This is a genomic window from Aminipila sp. (assembly GCF_032051575.1).
Taxonomy (GTDB): Bacteria; Bacillota; Clostridia; order Peptostreptococcales; family Anaerovoracaceae; genus Aminipila.
Genome location: NZ_DAMBYD010000004.1, coordinates 216,385 through 242,503, shown reverse-complemented (window position 1 = coordinate 242,503; position 26,119 = coordinate 216,385). Strand labels below are relative to the sequence as shown.

Below are 26,119 nucleotides of genomic sequence, written 5' to 3'. Positions count from 1 at the left end.
ATAATAAGGCAGGTGATATTTTGTCAGACGAATTTAAAAATAAAAATGAAACCAATGAAGATAAATTAAGAAAAATAGATGAATTCTTTAACCAATTTGAAGAAAAAACGAATGATAATTCTACAAATGTTGAAGATTTTCTTTCAAGATTTAACGAAATGGAACAACAACAACAAGAAGAAAAAGCGGAAATTGAGGCTAGACGAAAAACTCGAATGGATCGGCTTAACGAGAAAAAAACTAAAGCAAAAAAGGAGTTTTCATTTAAGCGTTCAGACTCAATGGTTCGTGATAACGAGGAAAATATTATGGAAAAAAATACAGAAAAAAAGGGAAAAAAGCATAAACATAGGCTGAACCTTAAAAAATTTATTTTGTTTTTGACAGGATTAGGTTTGTTGGGAGGTCTGGTTTTATTTGGCTTAATCATTTCGGTAGTTATAAAAGCACCAGATATTGATCCTAACAACATCTATTCCCTTTTAAGTGAAAGTTCAACCCTTTATGATGATCAAGGCAATGTAATTGATAACTTAACTTCATTCTCTGCCGAAGGTACTAGAACAAATGTAGAATACAACGAACTCCCTCAAAACTTAGTGGATGCATTTGTGGCGCTTGAAGATAAGACCTTTTGGGATCACCATGGTTTTAATTTTGTACGTATACTTGGAGCTGTTAAGGATAGTTTTACTACAGGTAAAATTAGCGGAACCAGTACCATTACACAACAGCTTGCCAGAAATTTGTACTTATCTGAAACAAAATCAGAACGCTCTTTAACACGAAAAATTAAAGAGGCATATTATACTATTTTGTTAGAAAAACATTTAACAAAAGAAGAAATTATTGAAGCATACCTTAACACAATTTATCTGGGTTATAATTCCTATGGTGTACAGGCTGCTTCTCAAGCATACTTTTCAAAAGATGTTAGTGATTTGGATTTACTAGAATGTGCTTCGTTGGCATCGCTCCCACAAGCTCCAGATTCTTATGCGCTAATTAAGAAAATATACCCTGAGAATATTACCAATCCTAATAATAGTGATATTCTGTTAAAGGGCAATGACTTTTATTATGTGTACAACGATATATCTGACAGCAGAAGAGAAAATTGTTTAAAATTTATGAATGAACAAGGATTTATTACCGATTCAGAACGTTCTGATGCTTTAGCAACCAATCTAAAAGATCATTTGAAACCAAGCTCTGGTTCTACGTCTGAAATTTCTTCATACTTTGCGGATTATGTGGTTGAACAGGTAACTAACGCATTAATGGAAGAAGGAATGTCAGAAGAGCGAGCTAACAGAATGATTTATACTGGGGGATTGAAGATTCAAACAACATTGAACTCTGATATGCAGCATATTGCAGAAAAAGAATTTTCAAATAATAAAAACTTCCCAAGCGTAGCCAACTTAAAAAAAGATAAGAAAAACGGAAACATTGTAAGTGATTCAGGAAGTATTATGCTGTATAACTACAAAACTTATTTTCAGCCAGACGGCGACTTCATACTTAATTCAGATGAATACAAAAAAAATTCGGATAATTCTCTTACAATATATAAGGGTAAACGTTTAAAAATATATAATGTAGAAGTACAAGAAAAAATTGATTGCAACTTACAGTTTAATGATACCTATACCCAAGAAGATGGTATATTTTACAGTATTGATGGAAGTATCATAGCTATTCCTGCTAAATATAAGACGCGAGACGACGATGGTAATTTAGTTATAGCTAGTAATCTGTTTACTGAAATGCCTAAAGTATTTAAATCCACTTCAAAGGGTTTAGCTATATCAAGTGATTACTATACTATGAAGCAAAAAGTTGTTCAGCCACAATCCGCTATGGTCATTTCAGACCCATCTACCGGTTCCATTAAAGCTATGGTTGGTGGACGAAACACGGTAGGAAGACTGTTATTCAACAGAGCCATAAAACCTAGACAACCAGGTTCTTCTATTAAACCTATTTCTGTCTATGGCCCTGCTCTTCAGGCTTCTGCTGATGCTGTCAATAGTGGAACTTCCATGAAGTTTAGTGACAGTTCAGGTGTCTCAAAATTATTTGGTGACTACTTTACTGCTGCCAGCGTTATTGACGATACACCGCTTATCATACAAGGAAAACAGTGGCCTAAAAACTGGTATTCAGGTTATAGAGGATTATATACCATGAGAGAATCTTTACAACAATCTGTAAACGTAAATGCCGTAAGAATTTTTCAACAGTTAGGTGTTCAGAAAAGTTTATCTTTCTTGAAAAAAGTAGGAGTTTCCACTATTGTGGAATCTTCTGGTGAGGCCAATGATTTAAATGCTGCTGCACTTGCTCTTGGTGGTATGACGAAAGGTATTTCACCTCTCGAAATGTCTGCAGCCTACAGCACTTTTGTAAACGATGGAAAATATTCAGAACCAATGGCCTTTACAAAAGTTACAAATAACCGCGGTGAAGTTCTAGTAGAAAATTCTCCGCAAACTACACAGGTAATGGATTCAGGGGTAGCCTTTATCATGAGAGATATGCTTAGAAGTGTCGTAACACATGGAATAGGTTCTAAAGCCGCTATTTCAAAGCAGCCTGCTGCTGGTAAAACAGGTACTACCACTGATAATTATGATGCTTGGTTTGTTGGTTTTACACCTCAGTATTCTGCTGCAGTTTGGATTGGAAACGATGTTAATATTGAACTAAGTCAAGGCAGTGCTGCTGCTGCAAGGCTTTGGAGCAATATCATGGGTAAGGTATGTGCAAAGATTCCAACGGAAAATTATCATTCCAAACCAAGTAATGTTATCAGCGTTACTATTGATACAAAAAGTGGTAAGTTACCTTCTTCACTAAGCTCTTTGGATCCTAGAGGGACTGTCCACTCAGAGTATTTTATCAAAGGCACAGAACCAAAGACTACAGATAATGTTCATAGCTATGTGACCGTATGTTCAGAAACAGGATATCTGGCAACACCATCTTGTCCTTCAACTAGAAAGGTATTGGGCGTAAAACGGCCTTATACAGTAAGCCACTCTGTGGCTGATATAGGTTATGAAGTACCGCATAGTTATTGTCCTATTCATAATCCGGACCCTGGAAAGTACCCAGTAAGTTCCAGTGGAAAAACGAATTATAACTTCAATGGTGTTCAGTCACCCCCTGATGACACTGGAACTGAAACCCCTGGTGATAGCACTAACGGAAATAATGCTAACAACGGAAGTAATAATACTACTCCACCTGCTAATGGTACTTCTCCAGGCAATGGAGAAAATAATAATACAGATGAAAATGGTAATAGTACAATTCCAGATTGGCTTAAAATTTAATATGCAAAATATAGAAAAAACCGACTCTTAAGAGTCGGTTTTTTTCTATATTTCTACTAAGTAACTTGTCATTATTTACAATCATAAATAATGGGTAAATTTCGAATCTGGGCATCAGAAATTGAATTCATAACCTCATAACAATGATTTTGAAGGAAATTATCTATACCTCCAATAATTTCTTGTCGATTTAATTCTTCTCTGATTTTAATACATACATCTTCTATTAGATTTACTTTTTTTATGGTATTTTCAGTGGTATCTGAAAGAAGTACCAGCTTCTCTAATAGAACTTTTACTTCTCCTAAAATAACTAGGTTATTCATCCCTCTGAACATCCATTTATAGAACGGCATGTACTTTCTGTTTAACAGGTAAACTGCTGAAACTGCTGCCTGTATAAATTCACTACATGCCAGATAAGCAGCCGCAAACTCTCCTCTTTTCATACAGCGCTCATAATTATATTGACCCGCTTGAGACATAACCGCCATTCTGGCAACGATTTTCTTCAGAAAAATATCCTTTGGGTAAAATTTCAGTAATTCATTTCTAATAGAAGTAAATTCCCCTAAAGAATCTGCAAAGACTTTTCCATTTGACACCGTACATAAACTATTTTCAGGAATAAACATCCATTCCACATTATTTTTAGGAGTTCCTGAGCAGCCAATATATTTTTTATAAAACTCATTTATATTAAAGACACCAATTCTACCTTTCCCCTCCATAGTTTCCAATCGATATTTGTCTTCAAAAGCCTTCGGCAGATTTTCATATGCGTGCTGCATTTGAGGACCAATAGCCTTAAATACTTCTTCTGGAAGCCAAATACAGAATCCTGGTCCAAAATCATGATCTTCTGAGAAATCATCATCAAAACCTAAACATTCAGAGCCTTCACCCACAAGCCCAACAGCAGTACATTTCTCATATTCCGGGAATTGGTTGTGTATCATACTTCTACCATAAGCCTCATAGTAAGCCTTTGATAGTTCAAGTCCAGTCATCCTCATATTTTACTAATCCTTTCTTCAAGTGCTGTTGCTATAGCTTCATATTCATTTCTTTTTGACGGATCACCTACAACTTCATAAACCTGCGCAAGATTCCTGCAAGTTGATGCATAAGATATATTTTCCCCATAGTTATTTCTAATCATTTCCAAAGCTTGTTCAAAATATCTAATAGATAATGTATAATTACCGGTGTAATAATATAATTCACCCATAGCACTTAACGTGGCTGCATAATGTGGATTCATATTTCCATGTTGATTTTTGAAAATCTGTTGTGCAGTAAATAAATTTCGTTCTGCTTCATCATACCTTTTTTGCTTCAAATATATACATGCTAAAGATGTATATGTAGTAGCCTTCTCAATGGGAAATTCAGGTAAAATTTCTATTATTCTTAAAGATTTTTCTGCATTTAACTGTGCTTTGTCTAATTCTTTTAATTCATCATATACATGACTTATATTGTTATATAATGCTGCCAATCTATAATCATTACTTAATCCAGCTTCTTCAAATATTTCAGCTGCCTGTTCATATAGTTTTAAAGCTTCCATATTATTTTTAGAGGCTGCATAAACACTAGCCAGATTTAAAAGGGTTGTTCCATGCTGTTCTGTATTTTCTAATTTCAACAGTTTAATTGCATGAATTGCTATGGAGTAGGCATTCCTTCCCTCCTCAAATCTACTTGTTACTCTGTATATTCCACCTAATTCATTTGCTATAGCAAGTATAGCCGGAATATTACCCTCTTTTTGAGCTTTCTCCATCCATTCTAAAACAAGCTCCTCAGCTTTTTTTATATCTCCTGTTTTAAAAATTAAATCTAATTCTTTAAAAAATATTTTTAAATCCATATCATCATCCAATCTATTTGTAAAACTTACAGCTTATTTTCTGCATCTTGTATAGAATCATATCCATACATTTTTATCATTGTATCCTGTACTATCATAGCAAGATTTTTTCCTGCTGCCCTATTTGATCTGACATAATCTAAATAAAGTTTCAAAGTATCCTTTGAATAAGTCTTCAGTTCACCCTTTGCATAAGTTTCTACAGATGTAAATCCAGTAACATCCCCTTGTGCTTCAATGGGTCTGCCCGAATTGCTCAGTCTTGGAAATTTAGATGCAATCTCTTTTTCACAGTCAACCATATACCAGGCAACTTCTTCTATCATATTCATAGTATCTAAATCAATAGCTGGCAAATGTGGCTCTAGTGCTTGCTTGTAGTACTGTGGATCTGTAAACTCCATCATAAAAGCATACTTTTCTGTAATTAAATTTCTTCCTTGTCTGATTGCGTTTTCTATATCCTTTGCATAGCTCTTTATCATTAGATCGTTCCATGCACTATATTGACTAAATCTCATAATATGGAAGGTCTCCCAGTCGTTTTGGCAACTGGCTCTGCCCCCTATGTTATCCACCTTTTGAAACATATTCCATTCACTCTTAATGATTCCCTCAACAACGGCTGCTCTCTCTTCCTCATCTTTAAATCCAAACATCATATTTCCTCAATTCAAAATCTTTTTTTATTTATATAGTACCACCATCTGTTAATTTTGTAACTATAATAATTTATACAAAATAGAAAATCTGCCCTTGCTAAAATTTAAAGCAACGGCAGAAAAAATTAAGATATTTACTAAATCTATCGAATAGATTTAGGGTTAAATATAACTGCTATGATATATCCAAACACAATGGCCACGGTGACTCCTGCTGCAGTATCTTTTACTGCACCAGTTAATGCTGCTAAAAATCCATCTTTTGCTCCCTCCATGGCCCCCTTTGCCAATGCATATCCAAATCCAGGCAACGGGACTGTTGCACCATTTCCTGCCAGGTCAACTAATGGCTGATACAAATTTAGCCCTTGTAATACTGCCCCTGAAACAACAAAAATAACTAATATTCTAGGGGCAGTCAACTTAGTTGTATCAAGTAAAATCTGACCAATAACACATATTATCCCACCTATCAAAAAACAATATAAATATTCCATAATAACTCCCCTTTCTAACAGGTTTCAATGGATACCGCATGGGCAATTCCAGGTATAGATTCCCCTTGTCCTGGACTAATTGTAGATAATAGAGCTCCTGTGGAAATTAAAAGTATTCTCTTAAGTTCTCCTTTTTTCATTCTTTTATATACATATCCTGCAAAAACACTTGCAGAGCATCCACAACCACTGCCACCGGCATGGGTATCCTGCTCTTTTTCATAAATCATTGCACCACAATCGTCGTAACAATTTATTAAATCCTTCATAGGTATACCTGCATCTGCTAACAAATCTATAGCTATCTGCTTTCCAATATGTCCTAAGTCTCCACTTAGAACCATGTTGTAATCAGATAGTTTTCTCCCCGTATCTTCTAGATGATTCAGCACAGTATCTACAAAAGCAGGTGCCATAGCTGCTCCCATTTGATTTGCATCTTTAAGTCCAGTATCAATAATTTTTCCTAGAGTTCCATGAGTAATGACTACTGTTTTTTCGGTAACGGGATTTCCTTTACTATTATCTATAATCATGGGTTTTTGTTCTTCCATTATTTGATTGCAATTACCCTCAAGCAAAATTGCTCCTGCAGCAGTAGCTGTCCACTGCGCTGAAGGTGGTCTCTGATTACCGTGTTCAAGCGGCATTCTAAACTGCCTTTCAGCCGTGCAGTAATGACTGGAGGCCCCTGTAACTATATTACTTCCATATCCTCCATCTATTAAAACACTTCCCATTAATAAGCTTTCAGCCATAGTTGAACATGCCCCATATAGACCTATAAATGGGATTTGCATATCACGCGCCATGAAAGCTGACGACATTAATTGATTTAATAAATCGCCGGTAAGTATAGCATCAATGTCCGACTGATTTTTTCCTCCTCTGGTCATAGCCATTTTTACAGCTTCTTTTAACATCTTACTTTCTGATTTTTCCCAGGTTTTTTCTCCAAAGGTATCTTCCTCTAACACCATATCAAACCAATTCCCCAATGGCCCTTGTCCTTCTTTAACTCCTACTATAGCGCTACCACTTGCAATAATGGGTCTATTGGAAAAAACTAAAGTCTGTTTTCCTATTTTATTATTCGCTTTTTTTAATGTCATTCCCTTAACCTCTCCTTAAAAAAATCTCTCAATTACCCAATAAATCATTCCTATAACTGTAGCTGCGCTTATACCACACACAAGCACTGGGCCCGCTAAACTAAAAAGTTTCGCACCTGTACCTAAAACTAAGCCTTCTTTTTTAAATTCAATAGCTGGCGCCACCATAGAATTTGCAAACCCCGTAATTGGTACAATCACCCCTGCTCCAGCGAATTTTGCAATAGAATCAAATACACCTATTCCTGTTAAAAGCTGAGCTGTACATATCAAAATAATAGTTACAAAGCTCCCTGCTGTATCTTTATTCATATCATTTGCAATAAAAGAATTACTTAAGAAAAGAGCTATAAGACAAATAATTCCTCCTGATAAAAAAGCTCTTACACAATTTGCAAAATATTTCGGCTTAGGTGTAAATTGATCTGCATATTTTTCATAAGCTTTTGCTACCTTTTTCTTTTGCTCTTCTTTATTTTCCATATATATCTCCCTTCAAACCGTCTTACAATTCTGTTATAGTATTTCCCATATTTTTTAATTTACACATAGATGTGTATTTGTCATTTTTGAGTATTTTACTAATTGTCTATTGCTATCACAAAAAAGATGGAAGATGGATGGGAGATTATATCATAGTTTTTATTAAATTTATGATATAATGTTTCTCATAATTGATACAGTTTTTCTGTACTATAACATTCAAGGAGATTTTATATAATGAATAAAGAGAATATTATTTTAGCATCATCATCACCTAGGCGCATTGAAATAATGCATCAGAATGGCATATATCCAACTATAATGCCCGCCGATGTTGATGAAACTATTCCCCAAGGATCAGAGATGCAGGATGCTGTTATGTATCTTGCACTAAAAAAAGCCTTATTTGTTGAAGAAAAAGTTTTAGAATCAAATCACAATAATCCTGTTATTATTGCCGCTGACACTGTGGTTTATAAAGATAAAGTTATTGGTAAACCAAAAGACAGGCAGGATGCTTACGATATTCTGTGGAATTTAAAAGGAGAAGCCCATTATGTAGCAACAGGCGTATGCATATTACAAGCAGGTACTTCTATAAGACATTGTTTTTATGAAATAACAAAAGTTTTTTTTAAAGATTATACAGAAAAAGAAATAAATGCATATTTAGATACACCAGAGCCTTATGATAAAGCAGGTGCATATGCCATTCAAGGAACTTTTGGCAAATATGTAGACCATATTGAAGGTGATTTAAATAATGTAATAGGATTCCCATGGAATAGAATAGAAAAAGAATACAATAAAATTTTTATGAACCATAAGTGATTGCATCTGCTGGACATTTAGAAGCACACACTTTACAGCTGACACATTTTTCTTCATTAACAATATAATAATCTTTGCCTCTGACAATTGCTTCAAATTCACAATTTCGTTTACAACTGCCACAACCTATACATTTTTTTTCGTCAATATGTGCCACCTCTTTTTTTTGGATGTTCTTGTTTTCTTCTGAAATCATATTTATACTCCCTTCCATAAGTTAATAACGTTAATGAATATTATATACCCACACAAATGGATAATAATCTATCTTGTTAAAAAATCCGGCAGAAACCTGCCGGATTTTTTATTTTAATATTATAAAAATCTCAAAGCTTATTTTGTTGAAGCATCATAAAGAGCTTCAGCATTGTCCCATTCAGCCATGATTTCAGGGATTACCTTATAAAGGTCTCCACAAATTGCATAGTCAGCAATTTCCATCATAGGAGCATCTGCATCCTTGTTGATAGCAACAATGATGTCAGAAGTCTGCATACCAGCTAAGTGCTGAATAGCTCCTGAAATACCACAAGCAAAGTAAATTTTAGGCTTTACAGTTGTACCAGTCTGGCCAACCTGATGTGAATGATCAATCCATCCAGCATCAACGCAAGCTCTTGATGAACCAACAACTCCACCAACTTTATCAGCGAACTTCTTCATAAGATCGAAACCAGAAGCATCACCAATACCTCTACCTGCAGAACAGATAATATCTGCATCAGTTAATGATACCATTTCCTTAGCTGACTTAACAATTTCAACAATAGTAGTCTTAATGTCAGCAGCTGTAAGCGCTGGCTTGAATACTACTAATTGACCCTTAGCGCCATCAACCTTTTCTCTCTTCTGCATTACTCCAGGTCTTACAGTTGACATCTGAGGTCTAGTTCTAGGACAAATAATTGTAGCCATTAGGTTACCACCAAAAGCAGGACGAGTCTGCTTGATTCCTGTTGAAGGATCATTAGGGTCTAATGTTGATGTATCTAATGTAGTGTTCTTCTTAGCGAAGTCAATGTAGCTTGATACTTTAACGTCAAGTCTTGTACAGTCAGCTGTTAAACCTGTGTTACATCTAGCTGCTACTCTTGGAGCTAAGTCTCTACCAATATGAGTTGCACCATAAAGTACGATTTCAGGCTTATATTCGTGAATAGCATCTGTGATAACCTTAGTATAAGCATCAGTTGTGAAATTCTTTAGAAGAGGATCTTCAATAAGAATTACTTCATCAGCACCATAAGCATAACATTCGTCAGTTAAGTTAGCAATTCCATCACCAACTAAAACAGCACAAACTTTTGTATCTTCGCTGATTTCCTTAGCAAGTCTATAACCTTCACCAATTAATTCAAGAGCTACGTTCATTAACTTTCCGTCTCTCTGTTCAGCGAATACCCAAATATTCTTATACGCACTTAAATCTACAACTTCATCGCTACCAGTGTTTTCAATAGCATTGAATGGGCACTTTGCGATACAAGCTTTACAAGCTGTACACTTTTCATTAATTACAGCTAGCTTACCTTCCATATCAATAGCATTGAATGGACATGCTTTTACACAAAGCTGGCAACCTTTACATTTATCTTTAATTACTTGAATAGCCATTATAAAATTCCTCCTCCTTCTTAGATTACATGCTTACCCTTTAGGTTAACTAAAAGCTTCTTTGCAATATCATTATTTGTGTCACCTTCAATTGTAACACCCTTGCCCTTTGGAGCAGGAGTAAATGATCTGAATACGTTTGTAGGAGAAGCTTCAAGACCAACCTTAGTTAAATCTACTTCGATATCCTTTGCGTTCCAAACCTTCATTTCCTTATTCTTAGCTCCGAAGATGCCAGCCATTGACATGTATCTAGGAACGTTAAGTTCTTTAATAGTAGTAAGCATGCAAGGAGTCTGAAGTTTGATTATTTCATAACCATCTTCTAACTGTCTCTTAACAGTGATATCCTTCATGTTCTTATCCATTTTAAATTCTTCTACATAAGTTACCTGAGGTATTCCTAATTTTTCAGCAAGCTGAGGTCCAACCTGAGCAGTATCTCCATCGATAGCCTGACGACCAGCGAAGATAAGGTCAAATTCTCCAACCTTCTTAACTGCTGCTTCAAGAGTGTTTGAAGTAGCCCATGTATCAGAACCACCAACAGCTCTGTCAGATACTAGGATACCTTCGTCAGCTCCCTTAGCTAAACATTCCATTAATAAGTCATTAGCCTGTGGAGGTCCCATAGTGATAACTGTAATATGTGTATCAGGATACTGATCCTTAATTTTTAATGCTTCTTCTAAAGCGTTAGCATCATCATGATTTAAAATGCTAGGTACGCCGTCTCTGATAAGAGTTCCTGTCTTAGGGTTAATCTTAATAACGTTTGTATCAGGAACCTGCTTTGCGCATACGATAATTTTAAATGCCATTTCTATTTCCTCCTTCTTCTTTATTTACCAAATACTGATGCAGCGATTACGATCTTCTGAACTTCTGATGTTCCTTCATAGATCTCAGTGATCTTAGCGTCTCTCATCATTCTTTCAACTGGGTAGTCCTTAGTGTAACCATAACCACCGTGTAACTGAACAGCCTTAGTTGTTACGTACATAGCAGTTTCTGCAGCAAATAACTTAGCCATAGCAGACTTAGGACCATAATTAAGATGTTTGTCCTTCATATCTGCTGCTTGGTAAATTAGAAGTCTTGAAGCTTCGATACGAGTCTTCATGTCAGCAATTTCAAACTGAAGAGCTTCCATCTGAGAAAGCTTCTTACCAAACTGTTTTCTAGCCTTCATATATTCAACTGTAACGTCAAATGCTCCCTGTGCAATACCTAATGCCTGTGAAGCGATACCAATACGGCCGCCATCAAGAGTTGACATAGCAACTTTAAATCCGTCACCAACGCCACCTAACATTCTGTCAGCAGGAATTCTGCAATTCTGCATAATAAGTTCTGTAGTTGAAGATGCGCAGATACCCATCTTATCTTCAGTCTTACCAATTGAGAAACCTTCGTCGCTCTTTTCTACGATAAATGCAGAAATACCGCCTCTAGTTCCCTTTGATTTATCAGTCATAGCCATTATTACAAATGTTTCAGCATATCCACCATTTGTAATAAATACTTTAGCTCCATTTAGGATATAATCGTCACCATCTTTTACGGCTCTTGTCTGCTGTCCAGCAGCATCTGTACCTGCATTTGGTTCAGTTAAACCGAAAGCTCCTAATTTCTTTCCTGATAATAAATCAGGTAAATACTTTTTCTTCTGTTCTTCTGTTCCCCATGCAAAAATAGGCCAGCAGCAAAGTGATGTATGAGCTGAACAGATAACACCTGTTGATGCACATACTCTTGACAATTCTTCTACTGTGATAGCATATGAGATGTGGTCTCCACCAGCTCCGCCATATTCAGTAGAAAATGGAATACCTAGCAGACCATACTTTGCCATTTTTTCAACAGTCTCAACCGGAAATCTATGCTCCTGATCAATGTCAGCAGCCAACGGTTCAACTTCATTAACAGCAAACTCTCTTACCATTTTTCTTACAAATTCTTGTTCTTTCGTTAGTTGAAAGTTCATGTAAATGCCTCCTTAAATTATAATAATGGCGCACTTTAATATGTAAAAGTGACCCTTTGTTCGCTTATGTACTTTAGTTTTATACTTTTTATCATAAGCTTATGTTAGTTAAATATATAACAGCATATACTATACATTTAACACCACTTCACCTATATTTGCAAGCACTTTTTAGCATATTTCATGGGTTTTATATAAAATTATTTGTTTTTGTGTAATAATCAGATTATTCTGACAAATTCTAACAAAAAAACAAGGCAAGATTTGACTTTGCCCTGTTAAAATAATTATTTTTCGCACCCTAAACGAATATTTTCCAATACTCTTTTTTCTATACGAGATACTTGTACTTGTGATATCCCCAATAAATTAGCAATTTGCTGCTGAGTCATATCTTTAAAATATCTTAGCACTATAATTTTTCTTTCCTTCTCTTCAAGTTTTCCTATAATGCTTTTTAAGTATATAACATCTACAATATTCTCTTCTGCGGATTCAAACTTATCGCTTTTTTCAGAACTGTATTGTCGTGCACTTTCCGGATCGTCAATACTTTGCAGATTACACAAAGCATCATCTGCCTCCATAATTTCTAACAATCTTTCAATAGGTATTTCCATTTCAGCGGCCAGTTCGCTTAACTTAGGCGGCGTGCCTTTTTTATAATAGTATTCATCTCTAGCCTGCTTCATGTGTTTTATATCCATTTTTATTTGTCTGCTTACTTTGATTCTTCCATCGTCTCGAATATACCTTTTTATTTCTCCTAAAATCATAGGAACCGCATAGGTAGAAAACATTACATCATATGTGGAATTAAAACGATCTATGGACTTAAGTAAACCCATATAACCTATTTGAATTAAATCTTCCAGTTCATATCCTGATCCCACATACTTTAGTGCTAAACTTTTCACTAGTCCCGTATTTTGTGAAACCAAAAGTTCTCTGGCTGCTTCATCACCCAATTTAGCTTTTTCTATTAAGGCATATGTATCTTCTTTTTTTATTGCAGTGTAATTATAACTCATACCCTGCATCCAATTTCTTTATCATCAAAACCTTTGTTCCTTCTCCCAGTTTTGATGTAACTTCCACATGATCAGTAAAACTTTCCATTACAGTAAAACCCATGCCTGCTCGTTCTTCAGGGCTTCCTGTAGTAAATAATGGTTCTCTTGCTTTTTGGATATCTTCTATGCCAACTCCATTATCTTGAACTGATATGACTATTTTTCTGTTCTCATCATAACTGCATTCCACCGTTACGATACCCGTGTTTTCACTTTTATACCCATGTATAATAGCATTGCTTACCGCTTCTGATACACTGGTTTTTATTTCTGCTATTTCTTCAATTGTAGGATCAAGTTCAGAAAAGAATCCTGCCACTGCAGTTCTTGCGAAGCTTTCATTCACAGACAGGCTTAAAAATTCTATTTTTATCTTATTTACCATTGCCTGACACCTCCATCTGTTCATCTATAAATTGGAACTTTTCCAGTGCTTCATTAAGACTTTCACAGCAGCCCATTATTGTAAAAATACCTGCCATCTCCAAAATAAGTTTTACATATTTAGAGCATCCAATTATAAGAATTTCTCCTCCCTTTTCTTTTACTCTGTTGTATCTTCCCATCACAACTCCTATTCCAGAGCTGTCCATAAATTCAACTTTTGAAAAGTCCATAATAAGATGTTTGCTTTTAAACGCCTCAATGGTTCTATCAATTTCCTCTCTAGCTTGCGTGGCCTGGTGATGATCCAGGTCCCCTACAATATTGACTATTAAAACATCGTCCTTCATTTGAAAATCCAAATAAGTCTGCATTACAAAACCCCCTCACACTCTGCAAGCATTTCCAACACTTTCATTATATTACTTGTGGGAAGACTTGTCCTTAAGAGAATAAGGGGGTTTAATTCTATTTTTGTCGAAACTAATCTTGAGGAAATATATTTACAGTTTCTTTTGATGCTACAGCCGTTTCAATAAGTGTTTCCACATCAATACGGCTTTCCGATTCTAATATTTTTTCAATCTTAGGCTTTGTTGTTGGATGCTTAGGCAAGAATACAGTACAACAATCCTCGTAAGGCTGAATAGAAGTCTCAAAAGTACCAATTTCCTGTGCTTTTGCCATAATATCCACTTTATCCATAGCAATAAGTGGTCTCATGACAGGCATCTTTACTGAAGCATCAGTAACTACAATTGCTTCTGCAGTCTGGCTTGCTACCTGTCCTAAATTTTCTCCCGTAATAAGCATTGTGCAGCCTTTTTCCTCCGCCACACGTTCTGCAATCCTCATCATAAAACGGCGCACTAAAATAGTAGTTTCTTCTTCTGGGCAATGTTGTACAATTTCCTCCTGAATCGGTAGTAAATTTATAACATGCATTTTAAATCTGCCACAATAAGTTGCTACAATGCTTGCTAATTCTTCTACCTTTTCCTGTGCTCTTTCACTAGTATAAGGATAGGAATGAAAATGTACAGCTTCAATCATCATGCCTCGCTTAGCCATCATCCATGCTGCCACTGGTGAATCGATACCTCCTGACAGTAAAATCATTCCCTTGCCATTTGTACCTAATGGAAGTCCTCCAAATCCTGATATTTTCTGCTCATAAATATAGGATTTATCCCTTCTTACGTCAACAAACAGTAAACATTCTGGATTGTGTACATCGACTTTAAGTACTTTGCATCCAATCAAAATCTTTGCTCCAATGATTCTACCAATTTCTGGCGATTGAATCGGGAATGTTTTATCTGCACGTTTGGCTTCTACTTTAAAAGTCTGAACACCTTTTTCTTCAATAAGTTCAAGCATTACCTTAACAGCTGCCTCACCTATTTTATCAATATCTGTTTCTACTTCCACCGCAGGGCTGATCGAAGCAACTCCAAAGACTTTTGAGATTTGTCCAATAATTTCCCCTTTAGAAAAACTTTTATCCGTTCTAACAAAAATTAGGCCTTCATGCCGTTTAACCTCAGCTCCGTCATACTTTTTTAGCATTTTCTTAATTCTTTCAACAAGCATTCTTTCAAAATATGGCTTATTTAAACCCTTGAGAGCTACTTCACCACATCTTACTATGAATATATTTCTATCATCCGTCATCTATATTATTCCTTTCTATGCCATCAATTTCTATTTTATTCTATCTAAAACTGCCTAGTTTTCTAAACTTGGCAACTGCCGTTTTTAATTTTTCCAAAACATATTCCATTTCCTGTATGGTATTAAATTCGTTAAAACTAAATCGAATTGCGCCTTCAATCTCCGTATCATTTAAACCCATAGCTTTAAGCACATGACTCTGACCTTTCTTATTAGAAGAACATGCTGAACCTGTAGACACATAAATATCCGCCTGTTCAAGTGTATGAAGCAGAACTTCTCCTCTTGTTCCTAAGAACGATATATTTAGCACAGAAGGGCTGCACATTCCACTTTCCCAATTTAAGCTATCCGTTTCTGGACTATTCATTTTTATATCCTTTATCTCAGTTTTAATACCTTCTAGCAAATAGTTCCTTACCCTAGACATACTCTTGATACGATTCTCAAAATTACCGTTTGCTATTTTTGCAGCTAAACCAAATCCAGCTATAGCTGGAACATTTTCTGTACCAGATCTCATATGTTTCTCTTGGCCTCCCCCAATTAAATAAGGTTCTATCATAAGTCCCTTTCTTATATACAAAGCGCCTATCCCTTTAGGACCATGTATTTTATGACCGCTGACAGAAATCATATCTACGCCATTGGATATAACTGGGAGTTTCCCAAAAGCTTGTACACTATCTGTATGAAAAAGAATGTCTGTACCCTTTGCTTTGTTATACTCATTTTTAATCTGAACCATTTCCCTTATAGGTTCAATTGTCCCAACTTCATTGTTTACTCCCATTACGGAAACAAGTATGGTGTCTTCTGTAAGAGCCCTTTGCAACCCCTTGATATCCACTAATCCCTTCTCATCAACATCTAAATATTCTACGGAAAATCCCTGATTTTTTAGTCTATTGACTGTTTCTAAAATCGCAGGATGCTCTACTGCTGTGGTAATAATTTTATTACCACGTCTTTTTCTGGCTGACATTGCACCAATCAATGCAGTATTGTCTGCCTCCGTTCCCCCTGATGTGAAAGTTATCTCATCGTCACGAACATTCATAGCTTCTGCCACACTTTTTCTGGCTAATTTTATTGCCTTTTCAGCGGTAATTCCAAGCCTATGTAATGAAGACGGATTACCAAAGTCTTCTCGCATATACTCAATTATTTTATCTGTTACAGCGTCATACTGTTTCGTCGTTGCGCTGTTATCTAAATATACAAACATTATATATAAACCTCTCAAATCTAAAATGCATACTAACCAATTGAAAAATTTGCATTCATATTAGTATATCATATTAGGTAATTATGTTCATCCACTTTTTACTGTAATATCTTTTATAACAAATTATTGTTTTCACTAAATCACTAGTAGCAACTAATGCAACTACCCAATAAAGTGGTAAATTTAGGACAAGTACGCTAAAAAAAGCTATAGAAAGCTGTATAACAACATTGCAAGACAAATCTACTACAAGGCTGTATAAAGTGTCGCCTCCTGCTCTTAAGATACCACATATAAGAACATACGCAAGCATTTTGGGAGTTGTTGTAAATGCCCATGCAATCATTACTAATATAAGTAAATGTGTTGTTTCACTATTAAAATGATATATTGCCGCTATAGGCCTGCTTAAAGTAATTAGAAGTATGGTCACCATTATGTTTAGTCCCCAGGTTATTTTTATTGCCATACCGCCAAATTTAAACGCGGCTTCAGTATCTGCTCTTCCTAATGATTCTCCTATTATAACTGCTGTTGCATTACCTAGTCCAAAATAAACCGCTTGGGATAAATTCGCCACTACTTCTGCTACCTGAATAACGGCTAATGCTGTGGCTCCAAGCATTCCATAAGCCACAAAAGTTAGGGATGTTACTGCTGCCCATCCGCCTTCAGTAAATACAACCGGCACTGCAGTCTTCATAACATTTTTAAACATAATTTTATCAAAGGAAAAAAGTTCTTTGAAATTTCCGTGAAAAGGGTGATTACGATGAATATAAATATATATTACAAAACTAATAAGTTCCACAATTCTTGCTATAACAGTAGCTATAGCTGCACCTTTTACCCCCATAACCGGCATGCCAAAATTTCCGTATATTAAACCGTAATTTAAAATTGTGTTTATAGCGATAGCAACTCCATTTATAATGGTGGCCGCTTTTAATTTCTGAATTGCCCGTGAATTATATACCATTACAAATGTTATACTTATCAAAATATAAGAAAAACATACCGTCCTAAGATATTCAGCACCTAATTCAATAACTTCTTTATCTCTCGAAAATAGCCATATAAGATTTGGTGCAAACAGCATAGCTATTAGAAAAGTAACTATAGCTAAGGAAAGACCTACTGCATAGTCTATCCCTATAACCTTTTTTATGTTTGCTATATCTCTTGTTCCCCAGTATTGGGCAACATACACTGCTGCACCACTATAAAACCCAAAGCATAACATACTAAATATAAAGAATATCTGGTTTGCGGAACCTACTGCTGCCAGTTCTTTTTCTCCTACTCTGCCAATCATTAAAATATCTATCATATTAAGTCCGATACTTATAACGTTTTGTATTACAACGGGTATTGCCACCAACCACATTTTTTTATAAAAAGATTCGCTATGGTCCAGACTCTGCCCTTTATTTTCATCATTTAAATATTTTTTCAAATTATCACCTTTATGTATTTTATTGTTAAAAGACCCTGCAGTAAAATCTGCAGGGTCCTAAGTTTTGTAACTAATTATTTTGCGTAATCAATGGCTCTTGTCTCTCGAAGAACATTAACCTTTATCTGACCAGGATATTCAAGTTCACTTTCAATCTTCTTAGAGATTTCTCGTGCTAAGAATACAATTTCCTCATCCTTAATCTCATCTGGTTTAGCAACTATTCTAATTTCTCGGCCTGCCTGAATAGCATAAGCCTTTTCAACTCCAGGAGTTGTTGTTGCGATTTCCTCTAGTTTCTGAAGCCTTTTAATATAGGATTCAAGAGTTTCTCTTCTTGCTCCAGGTCTTGCTGCTGAAAGTGCATCTGCTGCTGCAATAAGAACAGCTTCAAGACTCTTTGGCTCATAATCTCCATGATGAGCTGCCATACCGTTGACAACTGCCTCAGATTCCTTATACTTTCTAAGGACATCGATACCGATGTCAACATGGGTACCTTCAACCTCATGGTCAAGAGCTTTACCAATATCATGCAGCAAACCTGCTCTTTTTGCAAGTTTAGAATCCAGACCAAGCTCACTTGCCATTAAGCCTGCTAAATGTGCAACTTCAATGGAGTGATTAAGAACATTCTGACCATAAGACGTTCTATACTTTAATCTACCTAATAATTTTATAAGTTCTGGATGGAAATTGTGAATGCCAATTTCAAAAGTTGCTTGTTCTCCAGCCTCTTTAATAATAGCATTAACTTCTTTCTCAGCCTTCTCTACCATTTCTTCAATTCTAGCTGGATGAATTCTTCCATCTACAATTAATTTTTCCAGTGCAATTCTTGCAATTTCTCTCTTAACTGGATCAAAACCCGATAAAATAACAGCTTCTGGTGTATCATCAATAATTAGGTCAATTCCAGTTAAAGTTTCAATAGCTCGGATATTTCTACCTTCTCTACCAATGATTCTTCCCTTCATTTCATCATTTGGTAACGCCACTACAGAAACTGTACTTTCAGCCACATGGTCAGCAGCACATCTCTGAATAGCTCCAGTAATAATTTCCTTTGCTTTCTTATCTGCTTCATCTTTAGCCTTTGACTCGATATCTTTAATCATCACGGATGCTTCAACTCTGATATCCTTTTCTACGTTAGCAAGTAATATCGCTTTCGCATCCTCAGCAGTGTACCCTGAAATTCTTTCAAGCTCTTTCATTTGCTTTTCAATAAATCCATCTAGTTCTTTCTGTTTGTCAATTAATGATTGCTCTTTTTGTGTAATGCTTTCTTCTTTTTTCTCCAGATTATCTATTTTTCTATCTAGGGTTTCCTCTTTTTGAATTAATCTTTTTTCTGATCTCTGAATTTCTGCTCTTCTTTCTCGAACTTCACGCTCGATTTCATTTCTCATTTTGTGAGCTTCTTCTTTGGCTTCTATAGTGATTTCCTTCTTGATAGTTTCAGATTTATTCTCAGCATCAAGAATCAGATTTCTTGCTTTCTGTTCAGCACTTCCAATGGCTTTCTCTCCAACAGTTTTTCTGACTATATATCCAACCAATAACCCTAGGGCTAAGGCAATAAACCCAACTAGTACATTAATCAGTATGTCTGTAATATAAAACACCTCCTCTTATCATATATATCATTCAATACATAACTCCAACTTGTCCTCATTTTGCATATTTACACAAAATTAAGACAAAAACATAATCCGAATAAATCACTCGGATTTACAAAAATTATGCTGTGGCAATGCCAACAGCGAAATAAATCTTTGCATTACTATTAATTAATTATTGATATAATTACACAATACTATTATAATGTTTAAAGCAACTCAATGTCAAGATTAATGAAAGGCAAACTATGAAGTATTTTTGGAATTTATTTAAGAATATAGACAAAATTTTACTATTTTTACCCCTATGCTTTGCGGCTATCAGTATTATGATGATTAGTAGTACTGCTTCCCAAGGGCATTTTGTATTTGACAAATATGTAACTATACAACTTGTCGCGTACCTTTTAGGGTTTATTGCAGTCGGTTTTATACTCCTTATTGATTATAAGGTTTTTGAAAATTGGGAAAAGCCGCTATACATTGGCTCTTTGATGACACTGTTAACTGTATATATTCCTGGCTTAGGTGTTGAGCAATATGGTTCCCGGGCTTGGATTAATTTAGGAATTATGAATTTTCAACCGTCGGAAATTGTAAAAATTACTTTTGTTATACTCCTGGCCTTATATTTTTCTCGTAAGCATGATAACTTATGGAATTATAAAGGGGTGATTATGTCAGCGCTTTATGCTTCACCATTTATTGTTATCGTATTAAAAGAAGATTTAGGCGGTGCAATAGTGCTTTGTTTCATCTGGCTGGCAATGGTTTTTTATGCAGGAATCGATTACCGAATTTTAGGTAAATTTACATGCATTTTCACTATTTCTCTTCCTCTTGTGTACAGATTTATGGCATCCCATCAAAAAGAAAGAATTGATGCATTTCTGCACCCTACCAATCTGGGTCTTGGAGGAAATTATCAGGTATGGCAGTCAAAAGTTGCCATTGGCTCAGGTGGTTTTTTAGGTAAAGGATTGTTTCAAGGTACTCAGAAAGAGCTCAAATTTTTACCTGTACAGAAATCTGACTTTATTTATTCTGTAATCGTAGAAGAGTTAGGCATGATTGGTGGTGCTATTATAATAGGACTATACACCTTGTTTTTATACAGAATTGCTAAAATTGCCAATAATGCAAAGGAAAATTTTGGTGCCCTTATAGCCGTTGGATTCATCGGAATGTTTGGATTCCAAGTTTTTGAAAACATAGCCATGACTATGGGAATCATGCCAGTTACAGGTATCACCCTTCCTTTTATCAGTTATGGTGGTTCATCTGTACTTTCAAATATGATTGCCTTAGGACTCATACTAAATGTTGGAATACGAAGTAAATTAATTAATTTCTAAAGGAATCAGATTTATACAAAATAAAAAAATACAGGGTTCTGTGAACCCTGTATTTTTTATTTTTATTACTCTTCCGTACTAATAATTCGCTCAACTATATTATTAAAATTCTCTTCTATGTATGTTCCCTTTTTTAGCACTACTGGGATACCATTATTAGCAGCAATATGTATATTGTCATCATACTGGATGATTCCAGCCATAGGTGGTTTTAGAATATCATTTATTTCACTAATATTTGGTACAACACCCAAGCTCATTAAATCAGCTTTTACTTTATTTACAATATACATTCTCTCCTTTATTCCTAGCTCTCGTAAAGTTTTATCTAATGTATCTGCATCTCTTACTGCGACATGTTCAGGTGTTGTAATTATTACACCTGAATCGGCCCCAGCCGCCGCAAGCTTTAAGCCCTCGCCAATACCTGCCGGTGCATCAACCAGAATATAATCAAATCTTTCTTTAAGCTTTTCGCAAAGTATTTTCATATGTAAAGGGGTCAAGTCCCCCTTGTCTCTATGGTGGGCAGCAGAAATCAAGTATAGCTCTTTAAACCTTCGATCTCGTATTAATGCCTGCTTTATTCTGCAAAGTCCTGTCAAAGCATCAGCTATATCATAGACAACTTTATTTTCAAGGCCTAAGCACAAATCAAGATTACGCAGTCCCATATCCATATCGATAAGAACTACTTTATATCCCTTCTGTGCTAATGCGGCACCAGCATTTGTAGTAAAAACAGTCTTTCCTACACCGCCCTTCCCTGATGCTATCAAAATAACTTTGCCCATATTTTATTGCCTCCTAGTTTATTGTATTGTTGTATTTAAATTGAAATCCTCGTAAGTCTTATCTAATTGCAAATACTTGCCTATAACTTCACGAGCTACTGGAGCAGCATACCCAGCTGTACCACCTTGAACAATCATAACAGCCACGGCAATTTTAGGTTTATCCGCGGGTGCCATTGTTAAAACCCAAGCAAAGTTATCATAATTACTCTTATAAGCATCTATTTTTTCATAATCAACAGTACCATTACTTAAATTAATCACTGCCTGTCTTACCGCTCCGTCTTTAGTTCTATAAGTGTCAGGCTCTTTTTTCATTAGACGTTTCATCTCTGTTTCTACTTGTTCCCATGAAAGCCTTGAATTTATTTGTCTTAAATGTTTTTGGATATACGCCACCTCATCAGGTGGATGCATTTTTCCTGACCTTTCTGCCGTACCAGATTTTCCTGCTACTTCTACAGGGAAATTACCAAATACACCTTTTAGACTTCCCTTAGGTCCATTTGCAACCAATTTCATCCCCTCTATGATCTCATCTAAATGTCTGTCATCACTTAATTTTATTTTTGTTCCAGGTTCCTTTTCTATAGGTTTCTGCCCTTCAATTGCCTTAATTAGGCTCACTTTATTATGAACACCTTTATTTCCTATAGTAGCAACATAATTTGCCATTTGAAGTGGCGTATAAGAATTTTCACCCTGACCAATTGCTATATTAAATTCGTCACCCAAAGTCCATGCTGCATAATTAAAATAGGTATATTTACACAAGTCCGCCAAGGAATCTATCATGTTTTCCTTTACTCCTAATTTTAGCTTTGTAAGCCGATCAACAACTTGATTTTTAGTTGGGTTTTCATCTGTCCAGTTCACGATAATATCAATGCTTTTTGATAATTTACTTTCATCTTTCACTGTGTTTTTATCAAAATATTTTTCTGCTTTACTTTTTAAATCAGACCTTAAGCTTGACTTCATCTGTTCCATTTTCTTCTCAGCAGTAGGAACCCCTACAACTCGTTCTGGTATTTCAATTCCCGTTGGTTTTCCAAGTCCATACTGTTCTGCATAAGATGTTATAATATCAATACTTATAGGTGTTCGGTATCCTAGATTGACTCCCTTATAAAAATCCTTACCTGTAGCAATATCATAAAAGTAATAGTTACAGGATACTTCTAACGCCTCAGCTAAATTAACGTATCCGTGTGATCCACCATTTCTATGCCAGATTAAACAAGCATACGGCCGGTTTCCTACCATTATACGTCCACCATCATATAGTTTTTTGTTAGGATCAAGACCTGCCTCTAGCGCAGCTGTGGCGGTAACCATCTTAAAAGTTGATCCGGGTTGTACAGGAGTCATAGTGGCTACATTATATAAAGGTGCAGGTGCCATAGAATCTCTAGGGTTTTGGCTTTGCAGTGCATTCCAGTCATCTTTACTAATTCCAGTAGCAAATAGATTCGGATCAAAATCAGGAGCACTAGCCATAGCCAATACATCTCCTGTTTCTACTTCAATAGCAACTACTGCTCCAACATTAGCATTCTTATATGCTTTAGAGTAGTGATAATTACCATATTGGCTTTGAAAAGTACCACCTACCTGAATTTGTTTTAGTGCCTGCTCCAAAGCATCTTCAGCAGTCTTCTGTAATTCTACATCCATAGTCAGATAAACATCTTTACCCTTTTGTGGTTCAGTTTCACTAATTGTTCTTACCAACTCTCCCACTGCATTTACTTGAACATTTTTTATGCCATCTTTTCCCTTCAGTGAAGTTTCATAAGCACTTTCAATACCATTCTGCCCAATAAGGTCATTTGAGTTATAACCCAACGTATCTACATAATATTCCTTATCACTTTCTGAAATTTGTCCTAAATACCCTAAGATATGTGATGCTGTATTTGCATTTGGATAATATCTTCTAGTTTCTGATACTACTTTTACTTGTGGTAATTCCGCACTTCTTTCTTCAATTTCAACAATAGTACTGTCAGAAATTCCTTTTGCAATATCAGCGGGTAAATACTTTCTGAAGCCCATTGACTTCATTTCATTTCTAATGACAATTATTTTTCTGGCTTGTTCATTTGACAGCATAGGATCTATTTTAAAATAATCTCTTAGACGATAGAACGCTTCTTTTGCCGAAAGTTCTGTTTTTTTGGCTTTTTCCTCAGTCAGTGTTTCTTTGTCTAAACTGTATCTGCCTAAGAAACTTTCTTTATCCAAGTCTTTTGAAAACCTCATGTTTTTTACGGATATAGGTGGATATATCTTATATACATTTTGTAATTCTGTCTGAGCCTCATATTTATCTAAAGACTCATCAATTCCATATCGTACTCTCAATTCATCAAAAGCTTCTTTTGCCGTAAATGTAATTGGCATTTCTTGCGCAGTGAGCCACTCTTCTATATCATTTTGATAAGTATATGTGAATTTGTTTCCTGTAATAATAATGGGTAAATTATCAAAAAAATCCTCATTATTTTTCTCTAAAATTCTAACAACTTCACTACATACTTTATTTAATTCCTCATCACTGGAATCTCCTGCATTAATCTGCAGTGTAAAAGCCTGTCTGTTGCCTGCAACAACTCTTCCATATCTATCAAGAATTTCTCCTCTAGGAGCTTTTGTATAAATACTTTTTGTACTTATATTGGTAGCTTTATCTTTCCACTCTTCATTCTGCATTACTGTTAAAATGAAAAGTCTTAGAAATAACACAACCATAAGTACTGTAATTACAAAGACAATTTGACCATATCTTGATTTTAGTACTTTTTCCATATTAAATACCTATCATTTCTATACTTAACCACTTTCTTTATAAAAATTAAGTACAATATGAATACAACTGCTGAATTATAAATTATATATATTGGCTGAAGTTTTAACCAATATAATAACGAATAGGTACTGCCAAAACATGCATATATTATAAAGTATATAAAATTAAATATCAGAGTTGACCCTACTGATACAATTATAACTGAAGCAAGATTTTCTTTATTAATAGTCTCTCTTAAATTAATAACTATCAAACTCACTATTAAATAACAAAATGCTGATACTCCCACATACTGTGACATACATGTATCTATAAGCAGACCAAAAACTACTCCCAAAGTAAGCCCATTGCTATCCTCATATAAAAATGAAAAAATTATAACCAAACATAAAACTAAATTTGGAGTAGCTCCATTAATTGAAAATAAATTTAACACCGTTCCTTGCAATAAAAATGCAACCCCAAAAATGATGACAGCAAATCTCATTTTCATATTATAACCGCCACCTTCTGTAAACTTTTAAAGGAAACGCTCGGTTTTATCTTCACGGTTTTAAGCTGTGTATCACTATTGTATTCTACTTTAAGAATTTTACCAATCTTAATTCCCTCAGGATATAATCCCATGTTTGAGGTAACCAAAACATCGCCTTCTATAACACTTGCCTTATTATCAAGCAAAAATCCCGATAATGATCCCTTACTATCTCCAGATACTATACCTATTAGGCTCATATCTCTAAGTACCATAAAACTTACACTATTTGATTCATCAATAATTGAAACAACCTTTGACCATCCATTACCAGCTTCTAGGACTTTACCTACCAGGCCATCTCCATTTACTACGATGCAATCCTTTTTAATGCCACTTTCTGTACCTCGGTCAATAGTGAATAGATTAAACCAGTTTGAGCCATCTAAAGATATAATACTTGCAGTAACTAAATTATTGTTGTTATTGACACTTTCATAATTAAGCGCATTAGATAACTCTTGTAATTGCTGCAACTCATTTTTCTTTAAAGTAAGATCTATAACCTGTTGCTGCAAATCACTCACTTCATTTTTCAATTTTTCATTTTCAGCTACTACCTGTTTAAACTTAAAAATGCCTCTTATATTACTTTTTACAGAAGTACCTGCATTGGATAAAGGCTTCTGAATAGTTGTTGTACCTGTTTGAAATATATTTCCAATAAAACTATTCGTTCCACCAGTTTTATAAGAAACAATCATGATAATGCACAATACAAGTACAACTGTTATTAAAAGACTAAATAATTTATGTTCTCTAATAAACCTCATTTTAAGTATT

24 protein-coding genes are annotated in these 26,119 nt (G+C 35.1%); 3 read left to right on the top strand and 21 right to left on the bottom strand.

Annotation, left to right across the window (positions count from 1 at the left end; genetic code table 11):
- Positions 1-20 precede the first annotated feature (20 nt).
- Positions 21-3,341 carry a transglycosylase domain-containing protein gene (locus RTW14_RS07200; protein WP_312649030.1) on the top strand — a complete coding sequence of 1,107 codons (3,321 nt, stop codon included), beginning with the start codon at positions 21-23 and terminating at the stop codon, positions 3,339-3,341.
- 71 nt (positions 3,342-3,412) lie between these two features.
- Here RTW14_RS07200 and RTW14_RS07195 read toward each other — a convergent pair whose 3' ends face one another.
- The 6 genes from RTW14_RS07195 to spoVAC form a co-directional block, all read right to left on the bottom strand.
- The gene (locus RTW14_RS07195; protein WP_312649029.1) at positions 3,413-4,357 is read right to left on the bottom strand and encodes a DUF4037 domain-containing protein; all 945 of its coding nucleotides are present in this window, start codon (positions 4,355-4,357) and stop codon (positions 3,413-3,415) included.
- The gene (locus RTW14_RS07190; protein WP_312649028.1) at positions 4,354-5,217 is read right to left on the bottom strand and encodes a tetratricopeptide repeat protein; all 864 of its coding nucleotides are present in this window, start codon (positions 5,215-5,217) and stop codon (positions 4,354-4,356) included. Before RTW14_RS07190 ends, RTW14_RS07195 begins: the two co-directional genes overlap by 4 nt.
- 26 nt (positions 5,218-5,243) lie before the next feature.
- Complete coding sequence (locus RTW14_RS07185) at positions 5,244-5,876, bottom strand: DUF4125 family protein (RefSeq protein WP_312649027.1); 633 nt, start codon at positions 5,874-5,876, stop codon at positions 5,244-5,246.
- 146 nt (positions 5,877-6,022) lie between these two features.
- Positions 6,023-6,376, bottom strand: a complete 354-nt coding sequence (spoVAE, locus tag RTW14_RS07180) for a stage V sporulation protein AE (RefSeq protein ID WP_312649026.1) — start codon at positions 6,374-6,376, stop codon at positions 6,023-6,025.
- 14 nt (positions 6,377-6,390) lie between these two features.
- Positions 6,391-7,488, bottom strand: a complete 1,098-nt coding sequence (locus RTW14_RS07175) for a stage V sporulation protein AD (protein ID WP_312649025.1) — start codon at positions 7,486-7,488, stop codon at positions 6,391-6,393.
- Between the two features lie 15 nt (positions 7,489-7,503).
- Positions 7,504-7,971 carry a stage V sporulation protein AC gene (gene spoVAC, locus RTW14_RS07170; protein ID WP_312649024.1) on the bottom strand — a complete coding sequence of 156 codons (468 nt, stop codon included), beginning with the start codon at positions 7,969-7,971 and terminating at the stop codon, positions 7,504-7,506.
- Between the two features lie 237 nt (positions 7,972-8,208).
- Here spoVAC and RTW14_RS07165 point away from each other — a divergent pair, with 237 nt between their 5' ends.
- Positions 8,209-8,802, top strand: a complete 594-nt coding sequence (locus tag RTW14_RS07165) for a Maf family protein (protein ID WP_312649023.1) — start codon at positions 8,209-8,211, stop codon at positions 8,800-8,802.
- On the opposite strand, the gene RTW14_RS07160 is transcribed toward RTW14_RS07165, so the two are convergent.
- The 11 genes from RTW14_RS07160 to rny form a co-directional block, all read right to left on the bottom strand.
- Positions 8,786-8,998, bottom strand: a complete 213-nt coding sequence (locus tag RTW14_RS07160; protein ID WP_312649022.1) for an ATP-binding protein — start codon at positions 8,996-8,998, stop codon at positions 8,786-8,788. The genes RTW14_RS07165 and RTW14_RS07160 overlap by 17 nt on opposite strands.
- 137 nt (positions 8,999-9,135) lie before the next feature.
- Positions 9,136-10,416 (bottom strand): FAD-binding protein, encoded by a 1,281-nt coding sequence (locus RTW14_RS07155; RefSeq protein ID WP_312649021.1) that lies wholly within the window; start codon positions 10,414-10,416, stop codon positions 9,136-9,138.
- A gap of 20 nt (positions 10,417-10,436) precedes the next feature.
- Positions 10,437-11,237, bottom strand: coding sequence for an electron transfer flavoprotein subunit beta (gene etfB / locus RTW14_RS07150; RefSeq protein WP_312649020.1), 801 nt, complete (start codon positions 11,235-11,237; stop codon positions 10,437-10,439).
- Between the two features lie 20 nt (positions 11,238-11,257).
- On the bottom strand, positions 11,258-12,403 hold the full coding sequence (locus RTW14_RS07145) for an acyl-CoA dehydrogenase (protein WP_312649019.1): 1,146 nt from the start codon (positions 12,401-12,403) through the stop codon (positions 11,258-11,260).
- Between the two features lie 287 nt (positions 12,404-12,690).
- Positions 12,691-13,434: a sigma-70 family RNA polymerase sigma factor gene (locus RTW14_RS07140; protein WP_312649018.1), complete on the bottom strand. Its 744-nt coding sequence runs from the start codon at positions 13,432-13,434 to the stop codon at positions 12,691-12,693.
- Positions 13,424-13,861 carry an anti-sigma F factor gene (gene spoIIAB, locus RTW14_RS07135; RefSeq protein ID WP_312649017.1) on the bottom strand — a complete coding sequence of 146 codons (438 nt, stop codon included), beginning with the start codon at positions 13,859-13,861 and terminating at the stop codon, positions 13,424-13,426. The genes RTW14_RS07140 and spoIIAB overlap by 11 nt, the downstream gene beginning before the upstream one ends.
- On the bottom strand, positions 13,851-14,234 hold the full coding sequence (gene spoIIAA, locus RTW14_RS07130; protein ID WP_312649016.1) for an anti-sigma F factor antagonist: 384 nt from the start codon (positions 14,232-14,234) through the stop codon (positions 13,851-13,853). The genes spoIIAB and spoIIAA overlap by 11 nt, the downstream gene beginning before the upstream one ends.
- Before the next feature lie 109 nt (positions 14,235-14,343).
- Positions 14,344-15,534: a tRNA uracil 4-sulfurtransferase ThiI gene (thiI, locus tag RTW14_RS07125; protein WP_312649015.1), complete on the bottom strand. Its 1,191-nt coding sequence runs from the start codon at positions 15,532-15,534 to the stop codon at positions 14,344-14,346.
- 40 nt (positions 15,535-15,574) lie between these two features.
- Positions 15,575-16,762 carry a cysteine desulfurase family protein gene (locus RTW14_RS07120; protein ID WP_312649014.1) on the bottom strand — a complete coding sequence of 396 codons (1,188 nt, stop codon included), beginning with the start codon at positions 16,760-16,762 and terminating at the stop codon, positions 15,575-15,577.
- A 73-nt stretch (positions 16,763-16,835) separates the two neighbouring features.
- On the bottom strand, positions 16,836-18,218 hold the full coding sequence (locus tag RTW14_RS07115) for an MATE family efflux transporter (protein WP_312649013.1): 1,383 nt from the start codon (positions 18,216-18,218) through the stop codon (positions 16,836-16,838).
- Between the two features lie 74 nt (positions 18,219-18,292).
- Positions 18,293-19,846 carry a ribonuclease Y gene (rny, locus tag RTW14_RS07110; protein ID WP_331654413.1) on the bottom strand — a complete coding sequence of 518 codons (1,554 nt, stop codon included), beginning with the start codon at positions 19,844-19,846 and terminating at the stop codon, positions 18,293-18,295.
- Positions 19,847-20,088: 242 nt separating this feature from the next.
- Between rny and rodA the strand changes: the two genes are divergently transcribed.
- Positions 20,089-21,195 carry a rod shape-determining protein RodA gene (rodA, locus tag RTW14_RS07105; RefSeq protein WP_312649012.1) on the top strand — a complete coding sequence of 369 codons (1,107 nt, stop codon included), beginning with the start codon at positions 20,089-20,091 and terminating at the stop codon, positions 21,193-21,195.
- 65 nt (positions 21,196-21,260) lie between these two features.
- Here the strand turns inward: rodA and minD are convergent, their stop codons facing one another.
- Genes minD through mreC form a run of 4 tightly spaced genes read right to left on the bottom strand, consistent with a single transcriptional unit; the run spans position 21,261 to position 26,109 of the window.
- Positions 21,261-21,989: a septum site-determining protein MinD gene (gene minD, locus RTW14_RS07100; RefSeq protein ID WP_312649011.1), complete on the bottom strand. Its 729-nt coding sequence runs from the start codon at positions 21,987-21,989 to the stop codon at positions 21,261-21,263.
- A gap of 18 nt (positions 21,990-22,007) precedes the next feature.
- The gene (locus tag RTW14_RS07095; RefSeq protein ID WP_312649010.1) at positions 22,008-24,800 is read right to left on the bottom strand and encodes a penicillin-binding transpeptidase domain-containing protein; all 2,793 of its coding nucleotides are present in this window, start codon (positions 24,798-24,800) and stop codon (positions 22,008-22,010) included.
- Complete coding sequence (gene mreD / locus RTW14_RS07090) at positions 24,785-25,294, bottom strand: rod shape-determining protein MreD (protein ID WP_312649009.1); 510 nt, start codon at positions 25,292-25,294, stop codon at positions 24,785-24,787. Before mreD ends, RTW14_RS07095 begins: the two co-directional genes overlap by 16 nt.
- Positions 25,291-26,109 carry a rod shape-determining protein MreC gene (gene mreC, locus RTW14_RS07085; RefSeq protein ID WP_312649008.1) on the bottom strand — a complete coding sequence of 273 codons (819 nt, stop codon included), beginning with the start codon at positions 26,107-26,109 and terminating at the stop codon, positions 25,291-25,293. The genes mreD and mreC overlap by 4 nt, the downstream gene beginning before the upstream one ends.
- Positions 26,110-26,119 lie beyond the last annotated feature (10 nt).